This window comes from Rhizobium redzepovicii (assembly GCF_019793435.1).
GTDB classification, from domain to species: Bacteria; Pseudomonadota; Alphaproteobacteria; order Rhizobiales; family Rhizobiaceae; genus Rhizobium; species Rhizobium redzepovicii.
Genome location: NZ_JAILYH010000001.1, coordinates 158,176 through 178,570, shown reverse-complemented (window position 1 = coordinate 178,570; position 20,395 = coordinate 158,176). Strand labels below are relative to the sequence as shown.

Sequence of the window (20,395 nt, the reverse complement as noted above, 5' to 3'; positions counted from 1 at the left end):
ATGAGACGATCCGCCATCCCCACCATCGCGCACCGCCTGGCAATCCTCTGCTATATCGCCTTCGCGCTCTTCCCGCTGTTCTGGCTGCTCAAGGTCTCGGTGACGCCGAACGACCTGCTCTATAGCGAAGGCGTGCGCATGTGGCCGTCGCGCACGACATGGGATCACTATGCCTTCGTGCTGCAGCACAGCGCCTTTCCGACTTTCTTCAAGAACAGCCTGATCGTCTCGGCCTCGACGGCGGTGACCGTGACGGTCTGCGCCTCGCTTTCCGGCTACGCATTGTCGCGTTTCAATTTCCGGGCGAAATACTGGATCGTCGCGCTGATGCTGCTGACCCAGATGTTCCCGCTCGTCATGCTGGTGGCGCCGATCTTCAAGATCCTGTCGCCCTTGCACCTGACCAACAGCCTGACGGGGCTCGTCATCGTCTACACCGCCTTCAACGTGCCTTTCGCCACCTTTCTGATGCAGTCCTTCTTCGACGGTATCCCCAAGGATTTGGAAGAGGCAGCGATGATCGACGGTGCGACGCAGTTCACGGCTTTTCGCCAGATCATCCTGCCGCTGACGCTGCCCGGCATCGCTGCCACACTCGGCTTCGTCTTCACCGCCGCCTGGAGCGAACTGCTCTTTGCGCTGATGCTGATCAACGGCAACGACGCGGCGACCTTCCCGGTCGGGCTTCTCACCTTCGTTTCGAAATTCTCGGTGGATTTCGGGCAGATGATGGCGGCGGGCGTCATGGCGCTCATTCCGGCCGGCCTCTTCTTCCTGCTCATCCAGCGTTATCTCGTCCAGGGCCTGACGGCCGGCGCGGTCAAGGGTTAAACAAATGGCATCGATCGATATCCAGAATATCCGCAAAGCCTATGGCCATGTGCAGGTGCTGCACGGTGTCGACCTCGAGATCAAGGACGGCGAATTCGTCGTGCTCGTCGGCCCCTCCGGCTGCGGCAAGTCCACGCTGCTGCGGATGATCGCCGGGCTGGAGGACGTCACATCAGGCGAGATCCGCATTGCCGGCGCCCGGGTGAACGAGCGGCATCCCAAGGACCGCGACATCGCCATGGTGTTCCAGTCCTATGCGCTTTACCCGCATATGAACGTTGCCGGCAATATGAGCTACAGCCTGAAACTGCGGAAGACGGCGAAGGAGAAGATCGCCAGTGCCGTCTCCGCGGCCGCCTCCAAGCTCGGTCTCGATCCGCTGCTTGAACGTCGGCCGAAGGCGCTCTCCGGCGGCCAGCGCCAGCGCGTCGCCATGGGCCGCGCCATCGTGCGCCAGCCTAAGGCCTTCCTGTTCGACGAGCCGCTGTCCAATCTCGATGCGCGCCTGCGCGAACAGATGCGTGCCGAAATCAAGAAGCTGCACGGCGACCTGAAGGCGACCTCGATCTACGTGACCCATGACCAGATCGAGGCAATGACGCTGGCGGACCGGATCGTCGCCATGCACGGCGGCGTGGTGCAGCAGGTCGGCAGTCCGCTCGAACTCTACGATCACCCCGCCAATCTGTTCGTCGCGGGCTTCATCGGCTCGCCGGGGATGAATTTTCTCGATGCGAGCTATGTCGACGGCGGCGTCAAGCTGCAGGACGGAACGATCGTTCCGCTGGCAAAGCCGCTGCCCCTTGAAGATGGTGCCAAGGTTACGCTCGGCATTCGGCCGGAGCATGTGCTGATGACGAATGACGGGGCGGGCCTTGCCACCGATGTCGAACTCGTCGAACCCACCGGCTTCGGCATCATCCTGCATCTTGCCCTGCACGGCCTGCCGTTCAAGATCTTCACGCTCGATCGCGAAGCGCTGAAGGCAGGCCCGAAGGTCAATGTGGCTTTCCCGGCGCAGTACCTGCATGTGTTCGACGACGAGGGGCTACGCGTCGATTGATCAGGTCAATCCTCACGCATTGCGAGCGGAAAAACCTTTTGCCGCATCGTCCGTGAGGATTATATCAACCAGGTGATTTGCTGGATTGGATGCCATGACCGACACTGTTCTCGACCGCTTTCTCCGTTATGTCGTTATCGACACGCAATCCGATCCTGCCTCGTCGACGCAGCCGACCACCGAAAAGCAGAAGGATCTCGGCCGGGTGCTGGTCGATGAACTGCTGAAGATTGGGCTGGCCGACGCGCATCTCGATGAACACGGTTATGTCTATGCGACCATTCCTGGAAATAGCGACAAGGCGGTGCCGGTCATCTGCTTCTGCTCGCATATGGATACCGCGCCCGATTTCAGCGGCACGGGTGTCAAGCCGCAGATCATCCGCAACTATGCCGGCGGGGACATCGAACTTGCCGGCGATTCGAGCCGGGTGATCCGCGTTTCCGAGCATCCCGAGCTGAATAACCAGATCGGCAACGATATCGTCACCACCGATGGCACGACCCTGCTCGGCGCCGACGACAAGGCGGGGCTGGCGGAAATCGTGACTGCCGCGCAGTTCCTGATCGACAATCCCGAGATCCGCCACGGGACGATCAAGATCCTGTTCACGCCCGACGAGGAAGTCGGTCGCGGCGTCAACAAGGTTGACCTGAGGAAACTCGGTGCCGACTTCGCCTATACCATGGACGGCGAGACGGCCGGCCATATCGAGGACGAGACTTTCTCGGCCGATGGCGTCGAGATCGCTATTTCAGGCGTGGCTATTCATCCGGGCTTTGCCAAGGACCGCATGGAAAACGCCATCAAGATTGCCGGCGCCATCATCGACCGGCTGCCGAAGGAGATGGCGCCGGAGACCACCGAGAGCAAGCAGGGGTTCATCCATCCCACCGGCGTGACCGGCTCGATGGAAAAGGCCTCGCTCAGCCTCATCATCCGCGACTTCACCGACAAGGGACTGGTGGAAAAGGAAACGATGCTCGAAGCCATCGTCAAGGAGGTCATGGCGGGCTATCCCGGCTCGACCTATCATTTTCAGGTCAAGGAACAGTATCGCAACATGAAGGTGGTGCTCGACCGGCACCCGGAGATCGTCGACAACGCCATCGAAGCCGTGCGCCGTGCCGGCATGACGCCGGTGCGCGGCAGCATCCGCGGCGGCACGGACGGCTCACGCCTTTCCTTCATGGGACTGCCATGCCCGAACATCTTCGCCGGCGGCCATGCCTTCCACTCGCCGCTCGAGTGGGTCAGCCGGCAGGATATGGAAAAGGCAGTTAAGACGATCGTGGAACTCGCCAAGGTGTGGGAAGACCGCGCGTGAGCGCCCTGCAATTTAACCCACAACCGGAAGAACGACGGGCTTAGCCGCCGTTCGCCGCGACGCTGCCGCGCAGCATGACGCTGTCATAGGCGGGGCGGGGGATGGGGATCGCGATCCGCATTCCCGGGTCCGGTTCGATCGAAGTTTCCGGCGCGGTCACCGGCGCCGTGATCTGCATCGGCATGGGATTTGCGATGGGCGCCATATGGGCGGCCGTGGGCGCCGCATTGATCGGGGACATCGTGCTCGCCGTCGGCATCGGATCCGGCGCCGGAAGCGGAACCGGAACGGCCGAGGGGATCAAAGCCTCGAACTGCGGCGGCAGCATGCTTTCTCCCGGCACATAGTTCATCGCCACCTCATAGGCGGGCAGCGGCGGCGGCGTTTGCAGCATGCCATCGGCGCCGCGCTTCTCGTAGAAGGCGTTGCCGCCGGCGACCGCCACATAATGCATGTTGTTGTAAGGGAATTTCAGCCCGTCGGTGTGGAAGAACATCGCATCCTTGACCGCGGGATGACGGGCGCCTTTGAGGATCGCATCGGCGGCGGTCGCCAGCTCGGTTTCGGCCTGCGGCTTGACTTCGCGCGTCATCACGCCCGGCGCAAACTGCTTTTCCTGGGCGACGACGCCGCAGATCGACGGCGGATAGGCGCCTGACGTCAGCCGGTTCATGACCACGGTTCCGACAGCCATATAGCCGTCCTCATCGGAGTGCTGCGATTCGAAATACATCGCACGCTGCAGGCAGTCGCGGTCCTTGTTCGTGTAGTTGAAGGTAACTTTCGCCGGTTGCTTTGTCTTCGCCGCCGTTGCCGCCGGTTTCGGTGTCGTCGTGCAGCCTGTAGCCGCCAGCCCTACGAACAAAATCCCGATCAGGGATATTCCAAAGGAAATCTCCGCCCTCAACGCAAGGTGCCTCCTGTGGGATTAGTCCTACTTATTAACGTGAAAATCTTTTACTCGTCATGTGACAAAAATACAAACAACCATAGATCACAAAAAGCCAAAGGGCCTCTCGCCAAATGAGAGTCCTGCAAGGAGTCGGGCCGTGACAACACCCCCTCAGCTGCGGAACAGCTTCCAGCGGGTCGGCTTGAAGGCCACGCGGTGGCGGTCGAGCCTGTCGGCCTCGCTCGGCGGCAGCTCGATCTCGATATGCGGGCGGTCATTGCCGATATCCAGTTCGATGTGGCGGGTGCCGGCGACGCGGCGGCTGGAAACCGGCTGGCCGGCGATGCAGTTTTCCGCTGATTCGCAGAGCCGCACGTCATGCGGGCGGAAATAGAGCTGCGCCATGCCGTCCGGCTCGCCCTCGGCATTGAGGCCGAGCGACCGGCCTTCGAAGCGAATATCGCCATCTGAGATTTCCACCTGCAGGCAGTTCGACTGGCCGATGAAGCCAAAGACGAAGGGCGAGTTCGGATTGTCGTAAACCTCATCCGGCGTGCCGACCTGCTCGATCGCACCCTGGCTCATGACGACGACGCGATCGGCAAGCTCCAGCGCCTCATCCTGGTCATGGGTGACGAAGACGGTGGTGTGGCCGGTGCGGTCGTGGATCTCGCGCAGCCATTTGCGCAGGTCCTTGCGCACCTGGGCGTCGAGCGCCCCGAAGGGCTCGTCGAGCAGCAGCACGTTCGGCTCGACGGCCATCGCGCGGGCGAGCGCCACACGCTGGCGCTGGCCGCCGGAAAGCTGCGCCGGGTAGCGTTTTTCAAGACCGGAGAGCTGCACGAGCTCGAGCAGTTCCAGCGCTCGCTTGCGGATATCAGCCTTGGCCGGCCGCCGCGCGCTGTTTCTGACTCTCAAGCCGAAGGAGACGTTGTCGAGCACCGTCATGTAGCGGAACAGGGCATAATGCTGGAAGACGAAGCCGATATTGCGCTGCTGCACTGATTTCTTCGAGGCATCTTCGTCGCCGAAGAAGATCTGCCCCTCCGTCGGACTTTCGAGGCCGGCGATCAGGCGCAGCAACGTCGTCTTGCCGGAGCCCGACGGGCCGAGCAGGGCGATCAGCTCGCCGGAGCGGATGCCGAGCGAGACATCGTGCAGCGCCGGAAAACGATCGAATTCCTTGCGGATGTTTTGAACGCGTACTTCCATTCCCAATCCTTCAGTGCCGCCGGCTGGCGGAGATTTCAGCGCTATAGCGCATTTCCAGCAGCGTCTTCAAAACAAGAGTGACGAGCGCCAGCAAGGCCAAGAGCGTGGCGACGGCAAAAGCGCCGGTGAAATTATACTCGTTATAGAGGATCTCCACCTGCAGCGGCATGGTGTTCGTCTGGCCGCGGATGTGGCCCGACACCACCGAAACGGCGCCGAATTCGCCCATGGCGCGGGCGTTGCAGAGCAGCACCCCGTAGAGCAGGCCCCATTTGATGTTCGGCAGCGTCACGTGCCAGAAGGTCTGCCAGCCGCTGGCGCCAAGCGAAAGGGCTGCCTCTTCGTCGGCGGTTCCCTGTTCCTGCATCAGCGGGATCAGCTCGCGGGCGACGAAGGGAAAGGTGACGAACATGGTGGCGAGGATCAGGCCCGGCACCGCAAACAGGATCTTGATGTCGTGGGCGCTGAGCCATTGGCCGAGCCACGTATTGGCGCCGAATAACAGCACGAAGACCAGGCCCGATATGACGGGCGAAACCGAGAAGGGCAGGTCGATCAGCGTCGTCAGGAAAGCCTTGCCCTTGAACTCGAACTTGGCGATCGCCCAGGCGGCGGCAACCCCGAAGATGAGGTTAAGGGGAACGCTGACCCCGGCAACGATCAGCGTCAGGCGGATCGCCGAGAAGGTTTCAGCATCACCGAGCGCCTCGATGAAGGGGCCGGCACCCTTGCGGAAGGCCTCGACGAAGACGGCGGCCAGCGGCAGCAGCAGGATCAGCAGCAGGAAGACCAGTGAGACGATGATCAGCGTGAAGCGCGCGATGCGGTTTTCGGTGGTGACCGAACGCAGCTTCACCGGTCGAGCGGTTGTATCAAGCGCCATAGCCGTACCTCCGCCTGCTCCAGCTCTGGATGAGGTTGATGACGAGCAGCATGGCGAACGAGATGATCAGCATGATCGCCGCGATGCCGGTCGCCGCCGCATAATTATACTCTTCCAGCTTGATGATGATCAAAAGCGGCGCGATCTCCGATTTGAACGGCAGGTTGCCGGCGATGAAGATGACCGAGCCGTATTCGCCAACGCCGCGGGCAAAGGCGAGCGCAAAGCCGGTGAGCACGGCGGGCGCCAGCCCCGGCAGCAGCACACGGAAAATCGTCTGGAAGCGGTTGGCGCCGAGCGTTGCTGCGGCCTCTTCCACTTCCTTGTCGATTTCTTCCATCACCGGCTGCACGGTGCGCACCACGAAGGGCAGGCCGACGAAGATCAGCGCGACGACGATGCCGGCCGGCGTGAAGGCGATCTTGATGCCGAGCGGCGTCAGGAACTGGCCGATCCAGCCGTTCGGCGCATAGAGCGTCGTCAGCGCGATGCCGGCAACGGCGGTCGGCAGCGCGAACGGCAGATCGACCATGGCGTCGATGATGCGCTTGCCGGGAAAGCGGTAGCGCACCAGCACCCAGGCAAGCAGGATGCCGAAGACGGCATTGACGATCGCGGCGATGAAGGCGCTGCCGAAGCTGATGCGCAGCGCGTTCAGCGTGCGCGGATCGAGCGCGATCGACCAGAATTTCTCCCAGCCGAGCGCGCTCGAGCGGACTGCAAGGCCCGAGAGCGGGATGAGAATCAGAAGGGTGAGCCAGGTCAAGGTAAAGCCGAGCGCCATTCCGAAACCCGGAATGACGCTCGGCCGTCTGAACCGCCACCGCGTGGGGCTATGTGCTTTCATGAAGTCTATTATTGGGCCGGCTTGTAGATCTGGTCAAATACCCCGCCGTCGCCGAAGAATTTCGGCTGCGCTTCTTTCCAGCCGCCGAAGTCTTCGATGGTCGCGAGCGTCAGCTTCGGGAAGCGGGCGATATCGGCGGGATCGGCGGCTTCCGGCTTGATCGGCCGGTAATAATGCTTGGCGGCGATCTTCTGGCCTTCGTCAGAATAGAGGTAATTGAGATAGGCTTCGGCGACCTTGCGCGTGCCCTTCTTGTCGACATTGCCGTCGACGACGGCGACCGGCGGGTCGGCACGGATGGAGAAGGTTGGCGTCACGATCTCGAACTGGTCTGGACCGAGTTCTTCGAGCGAGAGATAGGCTTCGTTTTCCCAGGCAAGCAGCACGTCGCCGAGGCCGCGCTGGACGAAGGTGGTCGTGGCGCCGCGCGCGCCGGTATCGAGAACCGGTACATGCTGCAGGAGCTTGGCGACATAATCCTGCGCCTTGGCTTCGTCGCCGCCATTCGCCTGCTTGGCCCATGCCCAAGCGGCGAGGAAGTTCCAGCGGGCGCCGCCCGAGGTCTTCGGGTTCGGTGTGATCACCTGCACGTCGTCCTTGACCAGGTCGCCCCAATCCTTGATGCCCTTCGGGTTGCCCTTGCGGACGAGGAAGACGATCGTCGATGTATAAGGCGTCGAATTGTTGGGGAATTTCGTCTTCCAGTCGGCCGGGATCTTGCCGGTGGCCTTGGCGATGGCGTCGATATCGCCTTCGAGGGCAAGCGTCACGACATCGGCGTCGAGACCGTCGATGACCGAGCGGGCCTGGGCGCCGGAACCGCCATGCGAGGCCTGGATCGTGACGGCTTCACCGTTGTCCTTTTTCCACTTCGCAGCAAATGCGGCGTTGAAATCCTTGTACAATTCGCGCGTCGGATCATAGGAAACGTTAAGCAACGTCTGATCCGCGAAAGCCGGAGCGATGCTCCCGATCGCGAAGCTGCCTGCCATGACCGCGGCTGCGATGAGCCGGGTGAGCCGTTGTGTCTGCATGGGAACCCTCCTGTTATCTGTCTTAACTCTATCAAGTCAGTCGTATAATGAAACGAAGGTTCTTCCGGCACGGGCCCTGCTGGTAGAATGTCATTCCATTTGAGGGGTGATTTTGAAATGGACGTGCCGAAGTTGGCCGCGGCCAATTTATGCCGCCCGCCGTCACTCGAGCGACCGTGCTTTTTTGGCCACAGTTCCTCCACGAAAGCGCCATGGTGGCGCTGATTTTTGCCCAGATTTTGCCGCGATGACACTTGCGGATTCCTATATGGCCACCGTGCGTCCGTTTTTTCCGGCCGCTACGCGGGGGCATCCCTTGAAATGTGCCTCGCATTCCAAACCTGTTAGGGCCATTCAAAATGAATATCAGAACTATCCTTTTTGCCTCCGTTGCCGCCCTTGCCGCGGCCTCCGGAGCCCGCGCAGCCGACGCCATCGTGGCGGCGGAACCCGAGCCCGTGGAATATGTTCGCGTTTGCGACGCCTACGGAACCGGCTATTTTTATATTCCGGGGACGGAAACATGCCTTTCGGTCGGCGGCTACATCCGTACCGAAGTGCGCTTCGGCGACCAAATCTCCGGCGATTCCGACGTAAACTTCTGGACTCGCGGTCAGGTCACCTTCCAGGCCAAGAACGACACCGAGTACGGCACGCTGACCGGCGTCATCACGCTGCGTTACAATGCCGACAATGCCTCCGATCAGGAAGCTCTGCTGGATGAAGGCTATATCGACATCGCCGGTTTCCGCGTCGGTAAGCTCTACAGCTGGTGGGATGACGACATGAGCGGCGAGACCGATACGCTCGCCAGCAACGAGACCACCCACAACTCGATCCGCTATCAGTACGAGAACGGCGCTTTCGCTGCCGGTCTCTCGGTCGACGAGCTGGAAGAAGACTATGCCACCAAGCCGGGCGAAGGCCCGAACAACTTCGGTGTCGCAGGCCAGGTTTCCTACAAGGCCGGCGCCGTCAGCGCTTACCTGCTTGCCGGTTATGACACCGACACCAGCGAAGTCGCCGTCCGCGGTATCGTCTATGCCGACATCGGCCCGGGCACGCTCGGCATTGCCGGCGTTTGGGCAAGCGGCGCCAACTACTACTACGAAGAGTCCGAATGGACGATCGCAGCAGAATACGCCTTGAAGATCAACGATAAGTGGTCGGTTACCCCCGGCTTCCAGTACTTCGAAAACATCGCTCTCGAAGCTGACGGCAATGGCTTCACAGGCGGCAGCGCCTACACGACTGGCGTCACGATCGACTATCGCATCGTCGACGATCTCCGTACGAAGCTCAGCGTGCAATATCACGATGAGGACGAAGGCGACGACGAAGTGTTCGGCTTCCTGCGCTTCCAGCGCGATTTCTAAGATTGCCTGATTGCAGACGAGGAGGCGCGACCCTTGGGCCGCGCCTTTTTCATACCCTGGAGTCGGCGATGAAATCGGAATAAAATTCGTCGACCGTCCTTGCCTTGCGCATGGCGGCGAGCACGCCGTCCGATTGCAGCCGCCGGGCGATGGCGGACAAGACGTTCAGATATTCGCCGCGATTGTTCTCCCCGAAAAGCAGCACGACCGCGATATCGGTCGGGATATCGTCGATCGCCTCGAAATCCAGCGGCTGGGCGAAGCGGAGGAGCAGGCCGCGCGGGCTCGTCATGCCGTCGATCGCCGCATGCGGAATGGCGATACCGTTGCCGATCCCTGTGGAGCCGAGCTTCTCGCGCGCTTCAAGCGCTTTCAGGATGGTCTGGCCGTCGACCGAGAAAGCCTTGCCGGCCTTCTCCGCTATCCCCTGCAGCGCGCGCCATTTGGTCGGCGCCGGCACGCCGATGAAGGTGTGTTCCGGCCGGATGATGTTGGGAAGGTTCATGTCATTCTCAATACTGTTCGGGCAGCGGGAGGCAAGGGCGGTCAGTCCGGTTCCCTGAGCCGGTAGCCGACGCCGGTCTCGGTGGTGATATAGTGCGGCTGGTCGGGAATCTGTTCGACTTTTTGCCGCAGCTGCCTGATGTAGACGCGCAGATATTGCACATCCGCCGCCGGCCCCCATACCTGCTTTAAGAGAAACTGGTGGGTCAGCACCTTGCCGGCGTGCTGGGCGAGCACCCGCAGGATGTCGTATTCCTTTGGCGACAGTTTTATGTCCTGGCCGTCGACCTTGACGATGCGCTTGACGAGGTCGATCGACAGCCCGCCCGTCTGGAAGATTGCCTTTTCCCCTTGCTGCTGCAGGCGGTGGCGCAGCGCTACGCGGATGCGGGCGCCGAGTTCGTTGACGCCGAAAGGCTTGGTCACGTAATCGTCGGCGCCGCTTTCCAGCGCCGTGACGATGCCGGCCTCGTCGGTGCGGCTGGAGAGGATGACGATGGGCACGGATAGCCCATCATCGCGCCACGCCTTTAAGAGGTCGTGGCCAGATATGTCGGGCAGGCCGAGGTCGAGCACGATAAGATCGGGCAGGCTGTCGGCGACCGACTGACGGGCGCTGGCGGCATTTGCCGCTTCCTGCACCTCGTAACCTTGGGCGTTCAGGCCGACGCGGAGCAGTTTGCGGATCGGCGGCTCGTCGTCGACGACGAGGATTTTGACGGCTGAACCGGTCATTTGAGTTCATCCAGTTTCGGAATGTCGTTGGGCTTCGGCAGGCGGATGGTAAAGACGGCGCCGGGGCGACCCGTCCGGTTGCCGGCCGCGATCGTGCCGCCCATCGCCTCGATGAAGCCGCGGCAGATGGAAAGGCCAAGCCCGGTGCCGGCGCGCACCTGATCGCCCTTGCGCACCCGGTAGAAGGTGTCGAAGACACGGGTAAGATCGGCCGGCGGGATGCCCGGGCCTTCGTCGGAGACCTGCACAACGACATTGTCGGCATCGGCCCAGCCGCCGATATGGATCACCGATCCTTCGGGCGCGTATTTCGCGGCATTGTCGAGCAGGTTGAAGATCACCTGCTCGAACAGCACCGGATCGACGCGCACCATCGGCAGGTCGGCTGGAATGCTCGTCTCGGTTCTGTGCCGTTCGAGCATCTTTGCGGCGCGACGCAGTGCGCTGCCGACGATATCGCCGGCATAATGCAGCGCGCCGTTCGGCTCCATCGCGCCGGATTCGATCTTGGTCATGTCGAGCAGATTGGCGATGAAACGGTTGAGCCGCTCGGATTCGTCGACGACGGTGGAAAGCAGGTCGCTGCGATCTTCCTCCGGCATCGAGGTGAAATAATCGCGCAGCGTGCCGGCGGCGCCGAGGATGGCGGCAAGCGGGGTCTTCAGGTCATGCGAGATCGACGTGAGCAGCGCCGAACGCAGCCGGTCGGCTTCGGCCGCGAGCCTCGCCCGGTCGACATCGGCGACGAGCTGGACGCGTTCGATGGCAAGCGCCGCCTGGTCGGCCAGCGCGTCGAGCAGCCGCTGCTGCTCGGGCGTCAGCAGCGGCCCGTCGCGTCGGTCGCTGTCGAGGCCGATGACGCCGACGGCGGTGCGGCCGGTTCTCAGCGGCACGTAAAGGCGCTTGGCGCCGGGCAACGTGTCGGCGCCGCGGCCGGCGGCGTGATTGTGCTCCCAGGCCCAGCGGGCGGCGGCGATATCGGCATCGTCGAGCGTGTCGTCGGGCGGATATCCGGCCTTGACGGCGATGCTACCCTCCTCAGGCAAGAGCAGCACGACGCGGACCTTCAGCATCGAGGCGAGCTGGAAGGCGGTTGCCCAGAGCACGTCGTCGAGCGTGCCGGTGCCGGCGAGCTTCTTCGAGAAGAGATAGAGATCCTCGGTCGTTCGCGCCCGCTGCCGAGCGGCGGCGGCCTGACGCTGCACGCTCGCGGTCAGATTGCTGGCGATGATGGCGACGCCCAAAAAGAAGAACAGGGCAAGCACGCTTTCCGGATCGCTGATCGTCAGCGTGTAGCGTGGCGGCAGGAAGAAAAAGTTGAAGGACAGCGCGCTGAGGATGCAGCTGTAAAGCGCGGGCCGCAGCCCATGCAGCACGGCCGAGGTCAGCACCGCCATCAGGAAGACCAGGGCGAGGTTGCGCACGTCGAGGACCTGGTCGAGCACGATGCTGACGCCGAGCGCGATCGCGACATAGACGGTTGCCAGCAGATAAGCCCGCAAATCCAGCTGCGGCGCGGTGGCGGCCGCCTTGACGCCGCGCGCGGTGGTCCCGTCCTTCTCGGTGCCAGAGATGACGTGGACGCTGATCTCGCCGGCCTTGCGGATCAGCTCGTCGGTGATCGAGCGGCCCCACCAGTCGCGCCAGGTCGGCTTCTTCGGCGCGCCGATGACGATATGGGTGACATTGTTGGCGCTGGCGTGGCGGACGAGTTCGTCGGCCACCTCACGGCCGGGGATGGTGATGGCCTCGCCGCCGAGCTGCTCGGCAAGCCGCAGCGTCGAGGCGATCGTATCGCGCTCGGCTTCGCTGAGGTTGATCGAGCGGTTGGTCTCGACATAGACGGCCGCCCAGGGCGCCCGCAGCCGCGAGGCCATGCGAGAGGCGTAACGCACCAGCGAGGCCGACCGCGGGTGATGATCGACCGAGACGAGGACGCGTTCGCCCGCCGCCCAGGGGCCTGATATGGCGTGGGCCTGCATATGGGTGAGCAGCTGATCGTCGACACGCTGGGCGGTCTTGCGCAGCGCAAGCTCCCTCAGCGCCGTCAGATTGCCGGGCGTGAAATAGTTGGTCAGCGCCCGCTCGGCGGTGCGCGGCATGTAGACCTTGCCGTCATGCAGGCGCTTGATGAGGTCGTCCGGTGTCAGGTCGATGATCTCGACGTCGTCGGCAAGGTCGATGATCGAGTCCGGCACCGTCTCCCGCACCCGGATGCGGGTGATCTGCGAGACGACGTCGTTCAGGCTCTCGACATGTTGGATGTTCAGCGTTGAATAGACGTCGATGCCGCGGTCGAGCAGCTCCTTGACGTCGAGGTAGCGCTTCGGATGGCGGCTGCCCTCGGCATTGGTATGGGCGAGTTCGTCGACCAGCACGAGATCTGGCCTGCGGGCGAGGATGCCGTCGAGATCCATCTCCTCGAGCAGCCTTCCCTTATAGTCGATTTCGACGCGGGGGATGATCTCGAAGCCGGCGAGCAACGCCTCGGTCTCCTTGCGGCCGTGGGTCTCGACGACGCCGATGACGACATCGAAGCCATCGGCGATCTTGGCGCGGCCGGAGAGGAGCATCTCATAGGTCTTGCCGACGCCAGGGGCGGCGCCTAAGAAGATCTTCAGACGGCCGCGCGTTTCCGCCCGGGCTTTTTCGAGCAGCGCATCGGGCGATGGCCTGCCGGCCTGGTCGCGGTTGTCGTCTGGCATGCGTGTGGTCTTTCTGCCAATGCCTGTGCTTGAGGACGGGCGCTACGCCTACTGCTCCCTCATTCCCGTGCTCGTCACAGGAATCCAGCCACGCGAAGTCCTTCGCGTGAAAGGAAGTATCCCGCGTCGCAGACGCGACGCTGCTGGATCCCTGTGACAAGCACAGGGATGAGGGAAGAGAAGGCGGCACCCAGCCAACGAAACTCACTCAGTCATAGAAGCATCAAGGCTCTGGTTCAACGCCAGAACATTGACGGTGGGTTCGCCGAGAAGGCCGAGTTCGCGGTCGTGAACGGCGCCGTCGACCAGCGTCTTTACCTTGGCCTCATCCACGCCACGCGCCTTGGCCACGCGGGCCACCTGGAAGTAGGCGGCGTCGGGCGAAATGTCGGGATCGAGGCCGCTGCCCGATGCGGTGACGAGGTCGGCGGGCACCTCGGCATTGGGGTTCGTCGCCTTGTAGGCCTCGTAGTCGCCCTTGACGCGATCGATCAGTTTCTGGCTGGTCGGGCCGAGGTTCGAGCCGCTGGAGGCGGCGGCATTATAGCCGTCGCCGGCAGCCGAGGGACGGCCGTGGAAATACTTGTCTGAGGTGAAGGCCTGGCCGATCAGTGTCGAGCCGATCACCTGGCCGTTCTTCTCGACCAGGCTGCCGTTTGCCTGGGCGGGAAAGAGGGCCTGGGCCGCCCCGGTCATGGCGAGGGGGTAGAGAAGGCCGGTGATCGCGGTGGTGGCGACGATCATGACGACGGCCGGGCGAAGTTCTTTCAACATTGTTCCTGCTCCTTTAAGCGAGGCCGAGGGCTGCGACGGCCAGGTCGATCGCTTTGATGCCGATGAAGGGGACGATGATGCCGCCGAGGCCGTAGATCAGAAGGTTGCGCGACAGAAGCGCGCCGGCGCCGATCGGACGGTAGCGCACGCCCTTCAGCGACAACGGGATCAGCGCGACGATAACAAGCGCGTTGAAGATGATTGCCGAGAGGATGGCGCTTTGCGGCGTCGAAAGCCCCATGATGTTGAGCACGCCGAGTTGAGGGTAAAAGGTCAGGAACATCGCCGGGATGATGGCGAAATATTTGGCGATGTCGTTGGCGATCGAAAAGGTCGTCAGCGCGCCGCGCGTCATCAGGAGCTGCTTGCCGATCTCGACGATCTCGATAAGCTTCGTCGGGTCGCTATCGAGGTCGACCATGTTGCCGGCCTCGCGAGCGGCGACCGTGCCGGTGTTCATGGCGACGCCGACATCGGCCTGGGCAAGCGCCGGCGCATCGTTGGTGCCGTCGCCGCACATGGCGACGAGCTTGCCCTTGGCCTGCTCCTCGCGCATCAGCGCCAGCTTCATCTCCGGCGTCGCCTGGGCGAGGAAATCGTCGACGCCGGCTTCGGCAGCGATGGCCGCGGCCGTCAGTGGATTGTCGCCTGTGATCATCACGGTGCGGATGCCCATGCGGCGCAGCTCCGTGAAGCGCTCCCGGATGCCGCCCTTGACGATATCCTTCAGCTGGATGACGCCGAGCAGCCGGCCGTCGCGGGCAACGGCGAGCGGCGTGCCGCCCGATTTGGCGACCTCGTCGGCGAGCAACTGCAGTTCGCGCACGACCTCGCTGCCGTTCTTCGAAGGGGCGTCGCCGTTGACATAGGTCAGCACGGCGTCGACTGCCCCCTTGCGGATCGAAGCGCCCTCGAGGTCGACGCCGCTCATGCGACTCTGGGCGGTGAAGGGCACGAAGGTGGCCTTGAGGCTCGCCATGTCACGGCCGCGGATCGCATATTGCTCTTTGGCGAGCACGACGATGGAGCGTCCTTCAGGCGTTTCGTCGGCCAGCGAGGCAAGCTGGGCGGCGTCGGCGAGATCCTGTTCGGAAACGCCGCGAACCGGGCGGAAGCTCGTCGCCTGGCGGTTGCCGAGCGTGATCGTGCCGGTTTTGTCGAGCAGCAGCGTGTCGACGTCACCGGCAGCTTCGACGGCGCGGCCGGACATGGCGAGCACGTTGAAGCGGACGAGACGGTCCATGCCGGCAATGCCGATCGCCGACAGCAGCGCACCGATCGTCGTCGGGATCAGGGTGACGAAGAGGGCGACGAGAACGATGATCGGGATCGAGCCGCCGGCATAGATGGCAAAGCTCGGGATCGTCGCGGTGGCGAGCACGAAGATCAGCGTCATGCCGGCCAGCAATATGTTAAGCGCGATCTCGTTCGGCGTCTTCTGGCGCTCCGCACCTTCGACCAGCGCGATCATCCGGTCTATGAAGGTCGAGCCGGCGGCTGCGGTGATGCGGACGCGGATCCAGTCGGACAGCACCTGGGTGCCGCCGGTGACCGCCGAGCGGTCGCCGCCGGATTCGCGGATGACCGGGGCGGATTCGCCGGTAATTGCCGCCTCGTTGACGGAGGCCACCCCTTCGATGACCTCGCCGTCCGAAGGTATGATATCGCCGGCCTCGACCAGCACGACGTCGCCGACCTTGAGACTGGTGCCCGGCACCATGCGGTAGTCGCTGCCATTGTTGGTGGCGAGCAGCTTGGCTTGGGTTTCGGTGCGGGCCTTGCGCAGCGAATCCGCCTGCGCCTTGCCGCGGCCTTCGGCGACGGCTTCGGCGAAATTGGCAAAGAGCACGGTAAACCATAGCCAGAGATTGATCTGGAAGGAGAAGCCGAGATTGCCGTTGCCGGCTGCGAGGTCGCGCAGGAAAAGCACGGTGGTCAGCACCGAGACCGTGGCCACGACGAACATGACCGGATTTCTGGCAAGTGCGCGCGGGTCGAGCTTCTTGAAGGCGGCGCCCACGGCCGGAATGAGGATGCGACTATCGACGATACTCGCGGATTTTGCCTGGCTCATAAGAGACTCCAGCTTTGAAACGAGGATGGTGGACGAAACCTGTGACGCAGGGTCATGGCATCGCCTCAGAAGGTTTGCCCGGCGATCATGACCAGGTGCTCGACGATGGGGCCGAGTGCTAAGGCCGGGAAGAAGGTCAGGCCGCCGACGATCAGGATGGTGCCGACGAGCAGACCGACGAAGAGCGGGCCGTCCGTCGGGAAGGTGCCTGCCGAGGCCGGGACCGTCTTCTTGCCGATCAGCGAACCGGCGATGGCAAGCGCCGGGATGATGACCAGGAAGCGGCCGGCGAGCATGCCGATGCCGAGCGTCACGTTGTACCAGGGCGTGTTGCCCGTCAGTCCGCCGAAAGCCGAGCCGTTATTGGCCGCAGCCGAGGTATAGGCATAGAGGATTTCGGAGAAGCCGTGCGGGCCGGCGGTGCCGATCGAGGCGACGGCGGAGGGCAGCACCGTGGCGATCGCGGTGAAAACCAGCATGACGAGCGGCAGGCAGAGGATGGCGAGGACAGCCATCTTCATTTCCTTCGCCTCGATCTTCTTGCCGAGATATTCCGGCGTGCGGCCGACCATCAGGCCGGCGACGAAGACGGCGACGATGATGAACAGCAGGATGCCGTAGAAGCCCGCACCGACCCCGCCGACGATGATCTCGCCGAGTTGCATGTTGATCAGCGGAATGAGGCCGCCAAGCGCGGTGAACGACCCGTGCATGGCGTTGACCGCGCCGCAGGAGGCGGCGGTAGTGATGACGGCAAAGAGCGAGGAGAGGGCGACGCCGAAGCGGACTTCCTTGCCCTCCATGTTGCCACCGCCAAGACCGAAGGCGTGCATCAGCGGGTTGCCGGCCGCTTCCGCCCAATAGGTGACAACGACGCCGGCGAGGAACAGCACGCCCATCGTGGCGAGGATTGCCCAGCCCTGGCGCTGATTGCCGACCATACGGCCGAAGACATTGGTCAGCGCCGCACCGATCGCGAAGATCGAGACCATCTGGATGAGGTTGGAGATCGCATCGGGGTTTTCGAACGGATGAGCGGAATTGGCGTTGAAGAAGCCGCCGCCATTGGTGCCGAGCATCTTGATCGCAAGCTGCGAGGCGACGGGGCCGACGGCGATCGTCTGCTGCGCGCCTTCGAGCGTCGTCGCATTGACATAGGCTCCGAGTGTCTGCGGCACGCCGAGATAGACATAGACGAGCGTCAGCACGATGCAGATCGGCAGCAGCACGTAGAGAGTCGCCCTCGTCATATCGACCCAGAAATTGCCGATCGCCTTGCCCGAAGCACGCGAGAAGGCGCGGATGAAGGCGAGTGCGATCGCAATGCCGGTCGCGGCCGACACGAAGTTCTGGACGGTGAAGCCGGCCATCTGGGTGAGATAGGACATGGTGCTTTCGCCGCCGTAGTTCTGCCAATTCGTATTGGTGACGAAGCTGACGGCGGTGTTGAAGGCAAGCTCCGGCGGGACGGTCGCCATGCCGGCCGGATTATAGGGAAGCCCGGCTTGGAAGCGCTGCAGCGCATAAAGCGCGATGACGCCGAGAAGATTGAAGAGCAGCATGGCGAAGGCATAGGAGGTCCAATGCTGCTCCTCGCCTTCGCTGGTGCCGGCCGCGCGGTAAAGTCCCCGTTCGATCGGAACGAGGACGGGCGACAGGAAGGTGCGCTCGCCGCTGAAGACACGCGTCATGTAGCCGCCGAGCGGTTTGACGAGCGTAAGCACGATCCCGCAATAAAGCAGGATCTGAAGCCATCCGTTGAGGGTCATGGAGGTCAACTTTCAATACCCGGCGGCTTCTCGGTCACGTATGCGCGACCCCGGAAGCGCCGATTCTCTTCAAAAGCGTTCTGGGCGAAGCAGAGCGTAGGTGAGGTAGACGGTAAGAAACACGGTCACGGCACCGCTCAAGATATAATCGAGGGTCATCGTCGTTTCTCCGGTCAAAGCCTGTCGCAGGCTCGTGTGTAGGCAAAGCACAGCGCGAAGAATAGGATCGCGGTGCCAAGCAGAATGATATCCATCATGATCGTGACTCCTGTTGTTCTTGTTGGAGTCAGACAAGACAAAGGGCGCCATTCCCTGGGGAAGGCCGCCTTTCATGCTTTCTGGCGTGGAGATGATCGGTCGATCTCTCGGGTTTCAATATGGAGCCGGAGGCCATAAAGGTTCGAGACGGCCGGAGGGCCGTCAATATAAAAATCTTATAAATGGCTTTCAGGCAGCGAGCTAATGATCGACCCGGAACCGGTATTGGCCTTCGGCACTGCGGCCGTCCATCGAGAGGACGCGCCAGTCGACGGTATAATCGCCGGGTGCCATGGCAGGATCGAGCGGAACCTTGAAGATCGATCCCTCAGGGCCGGAGAGAAACGGCTTGCCGGTGGGAAGCGCCGTTCCCTGTGCATTCAGCAGGACGGCAGTCGAGCGGGCAAGATCGACCGGGCCGCTGAAGGTGAGCTCGAGATTGGCCGGCACCAGCCGTTCTTCCTGCTGCGGCGGGAGCGACGCTTGCTCCAGGGCCGCAGACGCTTCACCTGCGGTGAAGAGAAGGGATGCGAACAGACAGAATGACACGATCGACTTCATGATGGTCTTCCTTATCTTGCCGATCCGCATGGGCCGGAGCCGTCATGCTTCCGCGACGCCATGCCGGCGCATGGCTAATAACGCTGCAAGCGATGATTTCGATCCCTTGTCTTTACAACAATACGTACCGGCCGCGGTTGGCGGTCTTTCGGCAGTGCGGCGATCAGGTCCACAAGCCGTTGCCAGAACTGCCGCAATGACCTTGATATCGTCGGGCCGTTGGATCGATTTCCGCCGGCATTATCGTGATTTTTCTTCATCTCTCTGCCTGTCCTCGTGGCCGGGATGCTCGAATGAAGAATGTACTCCTCGACGGTCAAGGCTGGAATCATACAGAGGTCTTGGAAGACAAATCTTTCGGATTATAGGAAATGGGCATTTCATCGCATGTTGAGCAAAAGCTTGATCTCTTCGATTGAATTGCCGCCCCTTAAAGTCTTATAGTCGCTTCAACGGCACGCGACGAACCGCGGGCACAAGGGAAGGAAACCGATCATGACCAAAGTCCGTGCGCTGGTACTGGAGCGCCAGCATGAGCTTGCGCTTCGCGATATTGATCTGCCGCTCGAAACAGGGCCGGGGCAGGTCAAGATCAAGATTCATACCGTCGGCGTCTGCGGTTCGGACGTTCACTATTATACCCATGGAAAGATCGGCCCCTTCATCGTCGACGCGCCGATGGTGCTCGGCCATGAGGCGGCGGGCACGGTGGTCGAGGTCGGGGCCGGGGTGACGCATCTGAAAGTCGGCGACCGCGTCTGCATGGAACCCGGCATTCCAGATCCGAATTCCAAGGCAAGCCGGCTCGGTATGTATAATATCGACCCGGCCGTGACCTTCTGGGCGACGCCGCCGGTCCACGGCGTGCTGACGCCTGAGGTCGTGCATCCCGCCAATTATACCTTCAAGCTGCCGGACAATGTCAGCTTCGCCGAAGGCGCCATGGTCGAGCCCTTCGCGGTCGGCATGCAGGCGGCAGCCAAAGCGAAGATTACGCCTGGGGATACCGCCGTCGTCCTCGGCGCCGGCCCGATCGGCACGATGGTAGCAATCGCCGCCTTGGCCGGCGGTTGCGCCCGGGCGATCGTCGCCGATCTCGCCCAGCCGAAGCTCGATATCGCCGCGCAATATCAGGGCGTCATTCCGGTCAATATCCGCGATAAGAACCTGAGCGAAGAGGTCGTGCGGCTGACCGACGGTTGGGGTGCCGACGTCGTTTTCGAATGCTCCGGCTCGCCGAAGGCCTGGGAGACGATCATGGCGTTGCCGCGCCCGGGCGGCGTCATCGTCGCCGTCGGTCTGCCGGTCAACCCTATCGGCTTCGATGTTTCTACGGCATCGACCAAGGAGATCCGTATCGAGACGGTGTTCCGCTACGCGCACCAGTATGAGCGCTCGATCGCGCTCCTGGCATCGGGCCGCGTCGATCTGAAGCCGCTGATATCAGAGACCTTCACATTCGCAGATTCGATCAAGGCCTTCGATCGCGCCGTCGAGGCAAGGCCGAGCGACGTCAAGCTGCAGATCGTCATGGAATAAAGGCTCTAAGC

General features: G+C 62.5%; 18 protein-coding genes. 5 read left to right on the top strand and 13 right to left on the bottom strand.

All coding sequences use genetic code 11. The features are described 5' to 3' along the window. The 3 genes from K6N12_RS00830 to pepT all read left to right on the top strand — a co-directional run bounded on the left by K6N12_RS00830 (nucleotide 1) and on the right by pepT (nucleotide 3,221). Nucleotides 1-831 (top strand): carbohydrate ABC transporter permease, encoded by an 831-nt coding sequence (locus tag K6N12_RS00830; RefSeq protein WP_097625486.1) that lies wholly within the window; start codon nucleotides 1-3, stop codon nucleotides 829-831. 4 nt (nucleotides 832-835) lie between these two features. Beyond that, nucleotides 836-1,894 carry an ABC transporter ATP-binding protein gene (locus K6N12_RS00825; protein ID WP_097625485.1) on the top strand — a complete coding sequence of 353 codons (1,059 nt, stop codon included), beginning with the start codon at nucleotides 836-838 and terminating at the stop codon, nucleotides 1,892-1,894. Between the two features lie 94 nt (nucleotides 1,895-1,988). Next, entirely contained in the window at nucleotides 1,989-3,221 is a 1,233-nt protein-coding gene (gene pepT, locus K6N12_RS00820; RefSeq protein WP_183854604.1) for a peptidase T, read from the top strand. A gap of 40 nt (nucleotides 3,222-3,261) precedes the next feature. Here the strand turns inward: pepT and K6N12_RS00815 are convergent, their stop codons facing one another. From K6N12_RS00815 to K6N12_RS00795, 5 genes are all read right to left on the bottom strand, one after another. Beyond that, the gene (locus tag K6N12_RS00815; RefSeq protein WP_183778015.1) at nucleotides 3,262-4,128 is read right to left on the bottom strand and encodes a cell wall hydrolase; all 867 of its coding nucleotides are present in this window, start codon (nucleotides 4,126-4,128) and stop codon (nucleotides 3,262-3,264) included. A gap of 156 nt (nucleotides 4,129-4,284) precedes the next feature. After that, complete coding sequence (locus K6N12_RS00810) at nucleotides 4,285-5,325, bottom strand: sulfate/molybdate ABC transporter ATP-binding protein (protein WP_222148575.1); 1,041 nt, start codon at nucleotides 5,323-5,325, stop codon at nucleotides 4,285-4,287. Nucleotides 5,326-5,335: 10 nt separating this feature from the next. After that, nucleotides 5,336-6,208: a sulfate ABC transporter permease subunit CysW gene (gene cysW / locus K6N12_RS00805; protein ID WP_222148574.1), complete on the bottom strand. Its 873-nt coding sequence runs from the start codon at nucleotides 6,206-6,208 to the stop codon at nucleotides 5,336-5,338. After that, nucleotides 6,198-7,055, bottom strand: coding sequence for a sulfate ABC transporter permease subunit CysT (gene cysT / locus K6N12_RS00800; RefSeq protein WP_097625482.1), 858 nt, complete (start codon nucleotides 7,053-7,055; stop codon nucleotides 6,198-6,200). Before cysT ends, cysW begins: the two co-directional genes overlap by 11 nt. 8 nt (nucleotides 7,056-7,063) lie before the next feature. After that, on the bottom strand, nucleotides 7,064-8,089 hold the full coding sequence (locus K6N12_RS00795) for a sulfate ABC transporter substrate-binding protein (protein ID WP_183778023.1): 1,026 nt from the start codon (nucleotides 8,087-8,089) through the stop codon (nucleotides 7,064-7,066). 359 nt (nucleotides 8,090-8,448) lie between these two features. Here K6N12_RS00795 and K6N12_RS00790 point away from each other — a divergent pair, with 359 nt between their 5' ends. Then, nucleotides 8,449-9,465: a porin gene (locus K6N12_RS00790; RefSeq protein ID WP_183778025.1), complete on the top strand. Its 1,017-nt coding sequence runs from the start codon at nucleotides 8,449-8,451 to the stop codon at nucleotides 9,463-9,465. 49 nt (nucleotides 9,466-9,514) lie between these two features. Here K6N12_RS00790 and K6N12_RS00785 read toward each other — a convergent pair whose 3' ends face one another. From K6N12_RS00785 to K6N12_RS00750, 8 genes are all read right to left on the bottom strand, one after another. Then, a complete protein-coding gene (locus K6N12_RS00785; RefSeq protein WP_183778027.1) occupies nucleotides 9,515-9,970 on the bottom strand; it encodes a PTS sugar transporter subunit IIA in 456 nt (151 codons plus the stop codon). Nucleotides 9,971-10,011: 41 nt separating this feature from the next. Beyond that, nucleotides 10,012-10,704, bottom strand: coding sequence for a response regulator transcription factor (locus K6N12_RS00780; RefSeq protein ID WP_183778029.1), 693 nt, complete (start codon nucleotides 10,702-10,704; stop codon nucleotides 10,012-10,014). Then, complete coding sequence (locus K6N12_RS00775; protein ID WP_222148573.1) at nucleotides 10,701-13,409, bottom strand: sensor histidine kinase; 2,709 nt, start codon at nucleotides 13,407-13,409, stop codon at nucleotides 10,701-10,703. Before K6N12_RS00775 ends, K6N12_RS00780 begins: the two co-directional genes overlap by 4 nt. 204 nt (nucleotides 13,410-13,613) lie before the next feature. After that, nucleotides 13,614-14,183 carry a potassium-transporting ATPase subunit KdpC gene (kdpC, locus tag K6N12_RS00770; protein ID WP_183778033.1) on the bottom strand — a complete coding sequence of 190 codons (570 nt, stop codon included), beginning with the start codon at nucleotides 14,181-14,183 and terminating at the stop codon, nucleotides 13,614-13,616. 13 nt (nucleotides 14,184-14,196) lie between these two features. Beyond that, nucleotides 14,197-16,257, bottom strand: coding sequence for a potassium-transporting ATPase subunit KdpB (gene kdpB, locus K6N12_RS00765; protein WP_222148572.1), 2,061 nt, complete (start codon nucleotides 16,255-16,257; stop codon nucleotides 14,197-14,199). Nucleotides 16,258-16,322: 65 nt separating this feature from the next. After that, the gene (gene kdpA, locus K6N12_RS00760) at nucleotides 16,323-18,026 is read right to left on the bottom strand and encodes a potassium-transporting ATPase subunit KdpA (protein WP_183778037.1); all 1,704 of its coding nucleotides are present in this window, start codon (nucleotides 18,024-18,026) and stop codon (nucleotides 16,323-16,325) included. Between the two features lie 69 nt (nucleotides 18,027-18,095). Continuing rightward, nucleotides 18,096-18,185: a K(+)-transporting ATPase subunit F gene (locus tag K6N12_RS00755; RefSeq protein ID WP_003594574.1), complete on the bottom strand. Its 90-nt coding sequence runs from the start codon at nucleotides 18,183-18,185 to the stop codon at nucleotides 18,096-18,098. 300 nt (nucleotides 18,186-18,485) lie between these two features. Continuing rightward, the gene (locus tag K6N12_RS00750) at nucleotides 18,486-18,845 is read right to left on the bottom strand and encodes a copper resistance CopC family protein (RefSeq protein ID WP_222148571.1); all 360 of its coding nucleotides are present in this window, start codon (nucleotides 18,843-18,845) and stop codon (nucleotides 18,486-18,488) included. Nucleotides 18,846-19,340: 495 nt separating this feature from the next. Here K6N12_RS00750 and K6N12_RS00745 point away from each other — a divergent pair, with 495 nt between their 5' ends. Continuing rightward, entirely contained in the window at nucleotides 19,341-20,384 is a 1,044-nt protein-coding gene (locus tag K6N12_RS00745; protein ID WP_183778042.1) for an NAD(P)-dependent alcohol dehydrogenase, read from the top strand. Nucleotides 20,385-20,395 lie beyond the last annotated feature (11 nt).

Excerpts from the sequence above, each read along its gene's own strand:
- cysW (WP_222148574.1), bottom strand. The coding sequence starts at position 6,208 with ATGGCGCTTGATACAACCGCTCGACCGGTGAAGCTGCGTTCGGTCACC.
- K6N12_RS00790 (WP_183778025.1), top strand. The coding sequence starts at position 8,449 with ATGAATATCAGAACTATCCTTTTTGCCTCCGTTGCCGCCCTTGCCGCG.
- K6N12_RS00780 (WP_183778029.1), bottom strand. The coding sequence starts at position 10,704 with ATGACCGGTTCAGCCGTCAAAATCCTCGTCGTCGACGACGAGCCGCCG.
- K6N12_RS00750 (WP_222148571.1), bottom strand. The coding sequence starts at position 18,845 with ATGAAGTCGATCGTGTCATTCTGTCTGTTCGCATCCCTTCTCTTCACC.
- kdpC (WP_183778033.1), bottom strand. The coding sequence starts at position 14,183 with ATGTTGAAAGAACTTCGCCCGGCCGTCGTCATGATCGTCGCCACCACC.
- K6N12_RS00755 (WP_003594574.1), bottom strand. The coding sequence starts at position 18,185 with ATGACCCTCGATTATATCTTGAGCGGTGCCGTGACCGTGTTTCTTACC.
- K6N12_RS00795 (WP_183778023.1), bottom strand. The coding sequence starts at position 8,089 with ATGCAGACACAACGGCTCACCCGGCTCATCGCAGCCGCGGTCATGGCA.
- K6N12_RS00825 (WP_097625485.1), top strand. The coding sequence starts at position 836 with ATGGCATCGATCGATATCCAGAATATCCGCAAAGCCTATGGCCATGTG.
- K6N12_RS00830 (WP_097625486.1), top strand. The coding sequence starts at position 1 with ATGAGACGATCCGCCATCCCCACCATCGCGCACCGCCTGGCAATCCTC.
- K6N12_RS00775 (WP_222148573.1), bottom strand. The coding sequence starts at position 13,409 with ATGCCAGACGACAACCGCGACCAGGCCGGCAGGCCATCGCCCGATGCG.
- cysT (WP_097625482.1), bottom strand. The coding sequence starts at position 7,055 with ATGAAAGCACATAGCCCCACGCGGTGGCGGTTCAGACGGCCGAGCGTC.
- K6N12_RS00785 (WP_183778027.1), bottom strand. The coding sequence starts at position 9,970 with ATGAACCTTCCCAACATCATCCGGCCGGAACACACCTTCATCGGCGTG.
- K6N12_RS00810 (WP_222148575.1), bottom strand. The coding sequence starts at position 5,325 with ATGGAAGTACGCGTTCAAAACATCCGCAAGGAATTCGATCGTTTTCCG.
- kdpA (WP_183778037.1), bottom strand. The coding sequence starts at position 18,026 with ATGACCCTCAACGGATGGCTTCAGATCCTGCTTTATTGCGGGATCGTG.
- pepT (WP_183854604.1), top strand. The coding sequence starts at position 1,989 with ATGACCGACACTGTTCTCGACCGCTTTCTCCGTTATGTCGTTATCGAC.
- kdpB (WP_222148572.1), bottom strand. The coding sequence starts at position 16,257 with ATGAGCCAGGCAAAATCCGCGAGTATCGTCGATAGTCGCATCCTCATT.
- K6N12_RS00745 (WP_183778042.1), top strand. The coding sequence starts at position 19,341 with ATGACCAAAGTCCGTGCGCTGGTACTGGAGCGCCAGCATGAGCTTGCG.